The sequence below is a fragment of the Frondihabitans sp. PAMC 28766 genome (assembly GCF_001577365.1).
In the GTDB taxonomy this organism is placed as follows: Bacteria; Actinomycetota; Actinomycetes; order Actinomycetales; family Microbacteriaceae; genus Frondihabitans.
This window is the reverse complement of record NZ_CP014513.1, coordinates 1771119-1782980: the sequence shown is the minus strand read 5'-3', so window position 1 is coordinate 1782980 and position 11862 is coordinate 1771119. Positions and strand designations below refer to the sequence as shown.

The 11862-nt window shown below is 69.7% G+C and carries 7 protein-coding genes and 1 pseudogene; 1 reads left to right on the top strand and 7 read right to left on the bottom strand.

All coding sequences use genetic code 11. The features are described 5' to 3' along the window. Positions 1-11: 11 nt before the first annotated feature. The 6 genes and pseudogenes from AX769_RS08685 to AX769_RS08660 all read right to left on the bottom strand — a co-directional run bounded on the left by AX769_RS08685 (position 12) and on the right by AX769_RS08660 (position 6789). A complete protein-coding gene (locus AX769_RS08685) occupies positions 12-1271 on the bottom strand; it encodes a S8 family serine peptidase (protein ID WP_157887527.1) in 1260 nt (419 codons plus the stop codon). 5 nt (positions 1272-1276) lie between these two features. Continuing rightward, positions 1277-1837, bottom strand: a complete 561-nt coding sequence (locus AX769_RS08680; RefSeq protein ID WP_066278253.1) for a DUF501 domain-containing protein — start codon at positions 1835-1837, stop codon at positions 1277-1279. A 35-nt stretch (positions 1838-1872) separates the two neighbouring features. Beyond that, complete coding sequence (locus AX769_RS08675; protein WP_066278252.1) at positions 1873-2475, bottom strand: septum formation initiator family protein; 603 nt, start codon at positions 2473-2475, stop codon at positions 1873-1875. Between the two features lie 254 nt (positions 2476-2729). Then, on the bottom strand, positions 2730-4010 hold the full coding sequence (eno, locus tag AX769_RS08670) for a phosphopyruvate hydratase (protein ID WP_066278249.1): 1281 nt from the start codon (positions 4008-4010) through the stop codon (positions 2730-2732). A gap of 116 nt (positions 4011-4126) precedes the next feature. Continuing rightward, positions 4127-5379, bottom strand: a pseudogene (gene hisS, locus AX769_RS08665) (histidine--tRNA ligase). A gap of 657 nt (positions 5380-6036) precedes the next feature. After that, the gene (locus AX769_RS08660) at positions 6037-6789 is read right to left on the bottom strand and encodes a MazG nucleotide pyrophosphohydrolase domain-containing protein (RefSeq protein WP_066278245.1); all 753 of its coding nucleotides are present in this window, start codon (positions 6787-6789) and stop codon (positions 6037-6039) included. A 104-nt stretch (positions 6790-6893) separates the two neighbouring features. Here AX769_RS08660 and AX769_RS08655 point away from each other — a divergent pair, with 104 nt between their 5' ends. Beyond that, complete coding sequence (locus AX769_RS08655) at positions 6894-8102, top strand: Na+/H+ antiporter NhaA (RefSeq protein ID WP_066278244.1); 1209 nt, start codon at positions 6894-6896, stop codon at positions 8100-8102. Between the two features lie 40 nt (positions 8103-8142). Here AX769_RS08655 and mfd read toward each other — a convergent pair whose 3' ends face one another. Further along, positions 8143-11796 carry a transcription-repair coupling factor gene (gene mfd / locus AX769_RS08650; RefSeq protein WP_066278241.1) on the bottom strand — a complete coding sequence of 1218 codons (3654 nt, stop codon included), beginning with the start codon at positions 11794-11796 and terminating at the stop codon, positions 8143-8145. Between the last annotated feature and the right edge of the window lie 66 nt (positions 11797-11862).

Sequence of the window (11862 nt, the reverse complement as noted above, 5' to 3'; positions counted from 1 at the left end):
CGGTGAACAGGCTAGCGTCTGCTTCGCAGCCTTCTGAACTGTCGTGCGGCCCCGATGACGACGACGATGAGACTGACTCCGAATACAGAATAAACCGCTATGGGTATGCCGGTGGAACGCAGGGACTCGACTGTCGGAAGGCCTCCGGCGTTTCCGTTCCTATTCGCGACAGCTGTCGTCGGCGTCGCCGTCACCGGCACGGAGGGCACGGGCGACGCCGTCGGCTGAACGGGCGCGGCGGCGCGACGGTGCAGCCGGATCCAGTCGGAGAGGCTGCCCAGCGGGTCGGTCGTCACGTGCGCGACCTTCGCCGTGACCGCGGCCTGCGCATTGACCAGGCCGTGCCCGTAGATCGGCCCGGGCACGGGCGATCCTTTGGGCGTCGCCGTCGAGATGATCCGCTGGATGACATCGTCGGCCGAGATGCCGGGATGCGCGGCGATGACGAGCGCGGCGATGCCGGACACGATCGGGGCCGCACCGCTCGTGCCCTGCCACAGCAGGTACTGCCCGCCGGGGCCCGCCCCGACGAGGCCCTCGCTCGGCGCCGCAACGCCGATCGTGATGCCCTGGCTCGACGCGTCGTAGCTCGCGTTGCCGTTCTGGTCGACGCCGGCGACCGCCAGCACCCCCGGCATCGTGGCAGGTGCGCCCACCTCGTCGGTGCCAGACCCGCGGTTGCCGGCGGCCGCGACGACCACGACGTCGTGCTGGGCGGCATAGAGGAACGCCTTGTCCCAGCTGGGCGGCCAGTCGAGCGTGTTGCGCGTGAGCGACATGTTGATTACCCTCGCGCCGTGATCGACGGCCCAAACGACAGCCTTGGCGATCTGGTCGTCGGGGTCGACGGCAGTCGCGCCGAAGCCGACCGAGATCGAGAGCAGGTTCGCCTCGGGGGCGACGCCGATCACACCGCTGTCGGGCCCGGTGCCGCGCCCGGCGAGCATCGAGCCGACGAGGGTACCGTGCGACGAGTCCTCGTCGATCGGCGTCTCGCCGTTGGCCGACCCGTGACCCGAGAAGTCCGTGCCGCCGGTGACCACGCCCTGCAGCTCGGGCACGCTGCCGTCGACGCCCGTGTCGATCACGGCCACCGTGACGCCCTTGCCCTCGGTCGTCGACCAGGCCTGCTGGATTCCGTAGCTCTGCAGCCAGTACTCGCGGCTGCGGATGTCGTCGGCCGAGGCCCGCTCGGCGCCGAGCACCCCGCCCTGCAGCAGCACGATCGCGAGCACGGCCGCGAAGGCAAGCAGGGCGACGGGGCGACGCACGGGCGTCAGCCCTCGGACCGTGCGATTGCGGTCGTGCTGGCGTCGGGTGCGGTGTCGAGACCGTAGTCGACGCACGAGCAGACCGCAGGATCCCACGCGGCACGAGCCAGCGCCAGGTCGCCGAACGGGTTGACGCCAGGGCCTGCGGCGAGCGCGTGGCCCGCCAGCGCGTGCAGGCACTTCACCCGCTCGGGCATCCCGCCCGCCGTGACGTGGGCGATCTCGGCCACGTGCTCGATGCTCTCGCGGTCGGCGAGGTAGGCGTCGTGAGCGGCGTGGTACTGCAGCCGGAGAGCGTCGTCGGATGCCAGAATCTCGGTGAACTCGGCCATGACGCCGTTCGCCTCGAGGGTGGAGATCGCAGCGGTCGCCGCCGGGTGGCACAGATAGTAGAGCGTCGGGAAGGGCGTGCCGTCGGCGAGCCGCGGTTTGGTCGACACGACCGTCGGGTTGCCACAGATGCAGCGCGCCGCGATGCCGATCACGTCGCGCGCAGGCCGCCCGAGCTGAGCGGTCACGACGCGGACGTCGTGCTCGGTGACGGGGGCGAAGGGTGGCGTGCTCATGAGCCCTCTACGATACCGGCCCCACAGGCCTCGGCCTACTTGCCCGTGCCCGAGGTGCCGACGGCCGGAGTGCTGGTGCCCGACGGCTTGGTCGCGCCCGAGATGTCGGGTGCGACGAGCTTCGACGCCGGCTGGTTCGTGAGGCCGGCGTCGAGCACGGACGAGGTCATCGCCTGCACCCAGTCGACCTTCGGCGTCTGAATGGTCTTGCTGATCTGCGAGCCCTGCGGCGTCGTGGTCGCGGTGGTGCCCGACGAGGCGGTCGGGTCCATCACGAGGTAGCTGTATTCGCCCGGGTAGACGTAGAGGAGCCGGTCGCGGGCCTGCGCTTCGATGTAGGCGGGGTCGTTCCAGCGGGCGACGTCGCTCTTGAGGTCGCCGACGTCGCTCTTCTGCTTCTGTACCTGCGATTGCAGCGACGAGATCTGCTGCTGCTGCTGGATGAGCGTGCGAAGGCTCGGGGCGAGCACGATCACGAACAGCACGATGATGATGAGCATCAGCAGGCTGAAGCCGGAGAACCGCGACGCCCGCAACCAGCCGCCGGCGGCGCTTTCCATGGTGGGGAGACTGACCGGCACGCGGCGGGTGCGCCCCTGGCTCTCGCCCTTGTCGCTCGTGTCGTCGCTGCTCGCCATGTTCTGACGATAGGCGACCGGTGCGCGCGAGGGCGGCGCGACGTGCCCTCCTCTCAATTTCGAGGAGTTTTTTCACCTGGCGCCTGAGAGCGTGCAGAGGGCCCGCCGTGAAACCACGCGGGTCTCGCCGGGGATCGCCGAGTGACGCACGCAGAATCATCTCGCAAGGGGGAGGAGCAGACGCGCGCGCGAACGCCGAAGGCCCGCCCCGCGGTGCGGAACGGGCCTTCGGGTGCAGCGAGTGCGACGAGCGGCTAGCTCTGGAAACGCGGGAAGGCGGAGCGGCCGGCATAAACGGCCGCCTCGCCGAGCTCTTCCTCGATGCGGAGCAACTGGTTGTACTTCGCGACGCGCTCGGAGCGGGCCGGGGCACCAGTCTTGATCTGCCCGCCGTCGGTCGCGACCGCGAGGTCGGAGATGGTGGTGTCTTCGGTCTCGCCCGAACGGTGCGACATGACGGTCTTGTAGCCGGAGCGCTGGGCGAGGGCCACGGCGTCGAGGGTCTCGGTCAGCGTGCCGATCTGGTTGACCTTGACGAGCAGCGCGTTGGCGGCGCCGTTCTCGATGCCCTTGGCGAGACGGGTCGGGTTGGTGACGAACAGGTCGTCGCCGACGATCTGGGTCTTCGAGCCGATGACGCTCGTGAGGTGCGCCCAGCCCTCCCAGTCGTCTTCGTCGAGCGGGTCTTCGATGGTGACGAGCGGGTAGGCCGCGACGAGCTCTTCGTAGTAGGCAGACATCTGCTCGGCCGACTTCGTGCCGCCCTCGAAGGTGTACGAGCCGTTCTCGAAGAACTCGCTCGACGCGACGTCGAGGCCGAGCGCGATGTCCTTGCCCGGCGTGAAGCCGGCCTTGGTGATGGCTTCGACGAGCAGGTCGAGAGCCGCGCGGTTGCTGTCCAGGTTCGGCGCGAAGCCGCCCTCGTCACCGAGACCCGTCGACAGCCCCTTCGACTTCAGCTCGCTCTTCAGCACGTGGTAGGTCTCGGTGCCCCAGCGCAGCGCCTCGGAGAACGAGGAGGCGCCGATCGGCAGGATCATGAACTCCTGGATGTCGACGTTGCTGTCGGCGTGCGAGCCGCCGTTGATGACGTTCATCATCGGCACGGGCAGCGTGTGCGCGTTGGGGCCGCCGATGTAGCGGAACAGCGGCAGGTCGGCCGAGTCGGCCGCGGCGCGGGCGACGGCGAGCGAGACGCCGAGGATGGCGTTGGCGCCGAGGCGCTTCTTGTTCTCGGTGCCGTCGAGGTCGATCATCGCCTTGTCGATGACGCGCTGATCGGTGGCGTCGAGGCCCTCGATCTCGGGGCCGATCTCGTCGATCACGGCAGCGACGGCCTTCAGCACGCCCTTGCCCTGGTAGCGCGCCTTGTCGCCGTCGCGCAGCTCGTACGCCTCGAATGCGCCGGTCGATGCGCCCGAGGGCACAGCAGCCCGCGCGACGACGCCGTCGTCGAGAAGGACTTCGACCTCGACCGTCGGGTTGCCCCGCGAGTCGAGGATTTCGCGAGCGCCTACGGCGTCGATTGCTGCCACGGATTACTCCTCAGATCGTCTGTCAGTGTGGGCCGGAGCCCGCGTCAATCCTAGTCACCGAGGTGAACGGGAAATGAGTTGTCCACAGGGCTCGTCACGATCTTGAGGCGGACCCGCTAGGAGAGCTCGCGGATCTCGAGGGCGCCGGCTGCGACGCCGGAGTCGCGGACGGCCGCGAAGTGCGTGTAGCCCGCCCCCGCCAGGGTCGAGAGCTGGTTCGAGAAGTTCTTCGCGCGACGCTCGAGGCGCACCCGGCGGCCGTCGGCGACGAGTTCGCCCTGCAGCCGGACGAGATCGACCGGGTCGAGACCGCGGTCGTAGATCACGGCGAGGCCCCCGTGATCCTGCGCCTCGAGGGTCACGAGGTCGACGAGCCGCTCGAAGCCGAGCGAGAAGCCGGCCGCGGGCACGTCCTGGCCCAGGAATCGGCCGATCATGCCGTCGTAGCGCCCGCCGCCCCCGAGCGAGTAGCCGAAGTCGGGGTGCGCGACCTCGAAGATCGTGCCCGTGTAGTAGCCCATGCCGCGCACCAGGGTCGGCGAGAACTCGAGCCGCGCGTCGGGCAGGGCGTCGCGCAGCGCGACGAGATCGGCGAAGGCCTCGGCGTCGAGCCACGCGGGTACCTCGCCGGCGTCGCCAGCCTCGCCGACCGACCAGTCGGCCGCCTCGAGCTGCCGCAGCTGCTCGGCGATGCCCTCCGTCGGCACGTCGATCTCGGCCAGCTCGCCCACGACGCCGTCGACCCGATCTTGTCGAGCTTGTCGATGACCACGAGGGCGTGGTCGAAGCGCTCGAGCGGCACCCGCCAGTGCGAGAGCAGAGACAGCAGGATGCGACGGTCGTTGATGCGGATCGTGGTGCCTTCCAGCCCCAACCGGTCGAGCACAGCCGACGTCGCGTTCAGGAGCTCGATCTCGGCCATCGCCCCGGGCTCGCCGATGATGTCGATGTCGCACTGCACGAACTGGCGGTAGCGGCCCTTCTGCGGCTTCTCGGCCCGCCAGACGGGAGCGATCTGGATGGAACGGAACACCGTCGGCAGCTCGGCCCGGTGGCTCGCGTAGAAGCGGGCCAGCGGCACGGTCAGATCGAAGCGGAGGCCGAGGTCGGCCAGGTCGAGCGGAGCCTCGGCTTCTTTCAGGTCGTCGATGCTCAGTGCGCGCTTCATGATGGCGAACGCCAGCTTCTCGTTGTCGCCGCCGAGGCCCGCGTGAAGGCGCGAGCTGTCTTCGACCACGGGGGTCTCGATCTCGTCGAAGCCGAACGAGCGGTAGGTCGACCGGATCACGTCGAGCACGAGGTCGCGGCGACGCTTGTCGGCCGGCAGGAAGTCGCGCATGCCGCGGGAGGGATTGACGGAGGTGGGCATGGGCACCAGTCTTTCAGACCCGCGGGCCCTTCCTGTCGATTCGGGCTTGTGGGAATGTGACATTTCATGTACGCTGGATTCATCCCGACCGGCACGCATCATCGCCGGCCCGACACACCGGACTCGATGGGGGCGGGCACCCCTCCCGCCCCATCGCTTCAACCGGCAGAGCGCGAATCGGGTTGCGTGCTCTGCTAGCCAGGCCGTTCGCCCCTTCCCTGCGGGCGCGAGCGGGCCTGGCACGCGGTGCCCTGCGCTTCGGCGCAGGGCACCGCTCTTCGTCGTGCGCCGCGCCGCCTCAGGAGGGCGCCCCGTGATGTCCGGGCGAACTGCGATCTCGCGGGCCGCTTGCCCGTCGGCCTGCCCGCGGGAGTGCGGCGCTGCGTCATCTCACTGCGAGATGGCCCGTCTTGCGCCCGCCGGTCGCGAGACTCGTCGGACAGGCCATTTCGGTGGCGATCGCCACCGCCGGCACCGCACCTCATGAAATGCTGGGAACGGTATTCTGACATTTCACCGGGGTGTATGATGGTATTATCGCGCTGAACAAGCGCGGTCGAGGCGGGTTGATCCCCCGACTCGGGCGGGGTCCCCTCTATTCGGGTTGTGGGGTGCCCCGCCGTCTCCCGAGACGCGACCCTCGACGCCCGGCGGTCGTCACACCGACGACCGCGCTACCGCCTCGGCCGCGCGCAGGGCGGCCTCCCGCTCCCGCACCGCGGTGCGCAGCGCACGCTCCGCATCGAAGCCATCCGGGCCGCCACCATCACCTCCGAGCCCGGCGGCCGAGGCGCGCTCGACCTCGGCGAGCAGGGCCCTCCCCCACTCGGCCTCGGTGCGGGCGCCGGAGAGCGAGGGACCCGCCTCGGCGACTGATCCCGATCCTGCGCCCGGCTCCATACCCGAGGCCGCAGCGCCGGCCCGCGACAGGATCTTCTGCGCCCGCGCCAAGGCGGGCAGCGCGGGCGGCACACCGTCGAACGCACTCGTGCGGGCGGCTTTCTCGCGCGCCTTGGCGGCCGACCAGAGCCGCACGATGTCGTCGACTCCGTCGGCGTGGTCGGCGCCCCCCTCGGCACGGTCGGCGCCGAAGACGTGCGGGTGGCGGCGACGGATCTTCTCGTCGACCTTCTCCATCACGTCGGCCAGATCGAACTCCTCGCCATTGGATCGGGCGGCGATGCCCGCGTGCAGCACGACCTGGTACAGCACATCGCCGAGCTCCTCTCGCACGTCGGCCACGCTGCCGTCTTCGATGGCCTCCACGAGCTCGAACGTCTCCTCGACCAGGTAGGTGACGAGCGATCGGTGGGTCTGGGCCCGGTTCCACTCGCAGCCGGGCGGGTCGAGCAAGGCGTCGACGGTGGCCTGGAGTGCGTCGAGGGCGGCGGCGGCCGAAGGTGTGGGCACGGTGCTCCATCTCTGGGGATGTCGGACCCCTCACGATAGAATGGGTTCCGGTGAGTCGGGAAGCCTGGTCGACATCTCATCAACGACCCGTCGATTGGACGCCCATGAGCTCATCACCCTCCTTCCTCCGCTCCGAGAGGGTCGGCGCCGCCGTCCTGCTCGGTGCCGCGATCCTCGGCCTCGTGTTGGCCAACCTCTCCACGGGCCCTGGCCTGCTGGCGATCAAGAGCCACCACCTCGACATCCCCGGCATCGGCCTCAACCTCTCGGTCGGCCACTGGGTGTCCGACGGGTTGCTCGCGCTCTTCTTCTTCGTCGTGGCAGTCGACCTCAAGCACGAGCTGCTGCGCGGGCAGCTCAACTCGGTCAAGAAGGCGATCGTGCCCGGCATCGCGGCCATCGGCGGGGTGATCATGCCCGCAGTGGTGTTCGCCATCGTGACGATCGGGTCGGGCTACGGGTCAGGATGGCCGATTCCGACAGCCACCGACATCGCTTTCGCTCTCGGGGTGCTCGCGGTGTTCGGGTCGCACCTGCCGGGGCGCATCAGGGTGTTCCTCCTGGCACTGGCGGTGCTCGACGACCTCGTCGCGATCCTGATCATCGCGGTGTTCTTCACCCACGGCAGCAACCTCGCCTTCCTCGGCTTCGGCGTCGTGGCCGTCGCCGCCACGTTCGGTGCCGGGCGTCTGCTCGGGCGCCGGAAGGGCGCGGCAGGAGCGCTTCTCGTCGTGCTCGTCATCGTGCTCGCGGTCGTCAGCTGGTACTTCGTCTACCGCTCGGGGGTGCACGCCACGATCGCCGCCGTCGCGGTCGGGCTCGTCCTGCCGCTCGATCCGGCCCGCAAGGCCGTGCACGCGCTCGAGCCCTTCGTCAACGGGCTCGTGCTGCCGATCTTCGCGTTCGCCGCGGCGGCCGTCGCCGTGCCGAGCGTCGGGCTCGGCCAGCTGAGCCCCGTGTTCTGGGCGATCGTGATCGCGCTGCCCGTGGGCAAGCTCATCGGCATCACGCTGGCGGGCGGGATCGCGTCGCGGGTGTTCCGTGACCCTGACCCGACTCGCCGCAGCCAGACGCTCAGCATGTTCGAGCTGGTGACGGTGGCGATGCTCGGCGGGATCGGATTCACCGTGTCGCTGCTGATGAACGAGCTCGCGTTCAAGCGCCAGCCCGAGATCGTCGACGAGGGCACGCTCGCCGTGCTGATCGGCTCGGGTATCTCGATCGTGATCGCCGCGGTGCTCGTCACTCTGCTGAAGCGCGCCGAGACCCGCGCGAACGCCGCCAAGCGCGCGGCGGTCGGCCAGCCGCGCTGAGCCCTGGCCACGGCGGCCCGGGCTCGACCCGCGCGGGAGTCTAGCTCGGCGAGCCGGCCGGCTCGGCCGACGCAGGAGCCGCGCCGTAGACGGCGACGAGCAGCTGCTCGACCCACGAGATCAGCTCGGCGTCGGCCAGCGGCTCGCCGTCAGGGCGCGGCATCGGCACGGTCACCGACTTCGTCTGCGCGAAGTACCGCGCGCCCGGGAAGAGCCGCTGCAGCCGCATCTGCACGCTGTCTGCCAGCTCGAACGACGCGACGCGCAGGTTCGCGCCCATGGCGACGACCTCGCTGAGCCCGATCTTCTGAGCCATCCGGCGAAGGCGTGACACCTCGATCAAGGCGAGCACCTGCGCGGGCGGTTCGCCATAGCGGTCGGTCATCTCCTCCAAGACGGACGTGATCTGCTCGTCGCTCGACGTCGGAGACGAGGCCGTCGACAGCTTCTGGTAAGCCTCGAGCCGGAGGCGCTCCGACTCGACGTACTCTTCGGGGATGTGCGCGTCGACGGGCAGCTCGAGCCGCAGCTCGGTCTGGCCCTCGGCCACGTCACCACGGAAGGCGTTGACCGCCTCGCCGATCATGCGCAGGTAGAGGTCGAAGCCGACGCCCGCGATGTGGCCCGACTGCTCGCCTCCGAGCAGGTTGCCGGCGCCGCGGATCTCGAGGTCTTTGAGCGCGACCTGCATTCCGGCGCCGAGCTCGTTGTTGGCGGCGATCGTCTCGAGGCGGTCCTGCGCCGTCTCGGAGAGCGGCTTGTCGGCGTCGTAGAGGAAGTACGCGTAGCCGCGCTCACGCCCTCGGCCGACTCGCCCGCGCAGCTGGTGCAGCTGCGACAGGCCGTAGCGGTCGGCGCGATCGATGATCAGCGTGTTCGCGTTGGCGATGTCGAGGCCGGTCTCGATGATCGTGGTCGAGACGAGCACGTCGAACTTGCGCTCCCAGAAGTCGACCATCACCTGCTCGAGCTGCGACTCCGCCATCTGGCCGTGGGCGACGGCGATCCTGGCTTCGGGTACCAGCTCGGCGAGTTGGGCGGCAACGCGGTTGATCGACGAGACGCGGTTGTGCACGAAGAAGATCTGGCCCTCGCGCAGCAGCTCGCGGCGGATCGCCGCGCCGATCTGCCGGTCGCTGTTCGGCCCGACGAAGGTGAGGATGGGGTGACGATCCTCCGGCGGGGTGGCCAGCGTCGACATCTCACGGATGCCGGTCACCGCCATCTCGAGCGTGCGCGGGATGGGCGTGGCACTCATCGCGAGGATGTCGACGTTCGTCTTGAGCTTCTTCAGCTGGTCTTTGTGCTCGACGCCGAACCGCTGCTCTTCGTCGATGATCACGAGGCCGAGGTCTTTGAAGGCCAGCCCCTCGGTCAGGATCCGATGGGTGCCGATCACGAGATCGACCGTGCCGTCGGCGAGCCCCGCGATCGTCTCCTTGCTCTCCTTGACGCTCTGGAAGCGGCTGAGCGCACGGACGTGCACCGGGAACCCGGCGAAGCGCTCGGCGAAGGTCTCTATGTGCTGCCTGACCAGGAGGGTGGTGGGCACGAGCATCGCGACCTGCTTGCCATCCTGGATCGCTTTGAACGCGGCACGGATCGCGACCTCGGTCTTGCCGTAGCCGACGTCGCCCGAGATGAGGCGGTCCATGGGGATCGGGCGCTCCATGTCGGCCTTGATCTCGTCGATCGTGGTCAGCTGGTCGGGGGTCTCCGCGAAGGGGAAGGCCTCTTCGAGCTCACGCTGCCACGGGGTGTCGGGGCTGAAGGCGTAGCCTTTCGAGGCCATGCGCGCCGAGTAGAGCTTGACGAGCTCGACGGCGATGTCGCGGACGGCCTTCCGGGCCTTGCCCTTGGCCTGCGACCAGTCGCTGCCGCCCATCTTCGAGAGCTTGGGCGCCTCGCCGCCGACGTACCGGCTGAGCAGGTCGAGCTGGTCGGTGGGCACGTAGAGGCGGTCTCCCTGCTGGCCGCGCTTCGACGGGGCGTACTCGAGCACGAGGTATTCGCGGCTGTGCTTGACCGGGTTGCGGCCGCCCGTCGACACCTCGCGGCTGGTGAGCTCGAGGAATCGGCCGATGCCGTGCGTCGAGTGCACCACGATGTCGCCGGTCTTGAGTTGCAGGGGGTCGACGACGTTCTTGCGCCGCGACGCGAGCTTCTTGACCTGGCGGCTCTCGTACCCGGCGGCGCGGCCGAAGAAGTCGGTCTCGCCGAGCACGGCGAACTTCGCTTCGGGCACCTCGAAGCCGGCCTCGATGCCACCGGCGACGAGGTGGACGACGCCGGGCTCGAGCTCGGCAGGCAGGGTGTCTTCGAGGCGGGCTGCGACACCCGCCTCGCTCAGCACGTCGCGGGCACGCTCGACGAGCCCGGCACCGCGCGCCGTGACGACGATGCTCCAGCCGTCGCGGGCCAGGTCGGCGACGTGCGCGACGGCGCCCTCGGCGTTGCCCGAGAAGCTCGGCACGGTCTCGGCGTCGATCCGCACGTAGTCGCCGGCGGCGTCGACCTTCTCGGCGTCCGTCATCGACGCGGCTTCGACCGCGGCCAGGCCTGAGTCGAACCCGCTGAACGTCCACCAGGTGCGGTCGCCGGCGAAGTCGCGCAGGTCGCGCGGGGTCAGGAAGTCGCCCGAGTCGAGGTCGATCGGCGCCTCGGCACCGGCGGTCGCCGCGCTCCACGCCGCCTCGAGGAATTCGCGGTTGGTCTCGGCGAGGCTCTGCGCGCGCGACACCACTCGCTCGGGCGAGAGCACCGCAATGGCGCAGGATGCTGGCAGGTAGTGGGTCAGCGGCACCAGCCGGTGCACGAGGGCCGGTGCGAGCGACTCCATGCCTTCGACGGGAATGCCCTGCCCGATCTTCTCGAGCATCTGCGCCAGGCTCGGGAACTCGTGCTGCATCTCGCGGGCCCGCTGCCGCACCGGCTCGGTCAGCAGCATCTCGCGGCTCGGCGGCAGCTCGACAGTCGTGATCTCCGTGTCGAGGCTGCGCTGGTCGGCCACGGCGAAGCAGCGCATCTGGTCGACCTCGTCGCCGAAGAAGTCGACGCGCACCGGGTGCTCGGCCGTAGGCGGGAAGACGTCGAGGATGCCGCCGCGCACCGCGAACTCGCCGCGTCGCGTCACCATGTCGACCCGCGCGTACGCGAGGTCGACCAGCTGAAGGGCGATGACGCCGAGGTCGTAGCCACGCCCGCCGGTCGTCAAGACGACGGGGTCGATGTCGGCGAGGTTGTCGGAGATCGGCTGGAGGGCCGCACGGACGCCGGCGACCACGACGATGGGCTTCAGCGGCTCAGCGCGGGCAACAGGATCGAGGTCTGCCGCGGCAGACCACGCGGCAAGCCTCCGCAGCGCGTGGATCCGCTTGCCGACCGTCTCGGCGCTCGGGCTGAGGCGCTCGTGCGGCAGCGTCTCCCACGCGGGGAATTCGATGATCTCGGCATCCGGCACATAGCTCGCGAGAGAAATGCGCACGGCCTCTGACTCGCGACCGGTGGCGGTGATGACGAGGAGGGCCTGGGGCGCGCCGTCGGCCGCCTCGGTGCGGCGCTCGAGAAGGCCCGCCAGCAGCGGAACCCGCAACCCGTCGACGAGCGAGAAGTCGGTCGACCGACGCGCCTGCGCCAGGGCAGCATCGAACGTCGAGGCGCGCGAAAGCGCAGGAATTACACCCTGGAGGATCACTCGGACAAGTGTACGTGGGCCCTCCGACGGCCGCCCTCAGAGAGCGCGCGGCAGCCCGCGGCGGCC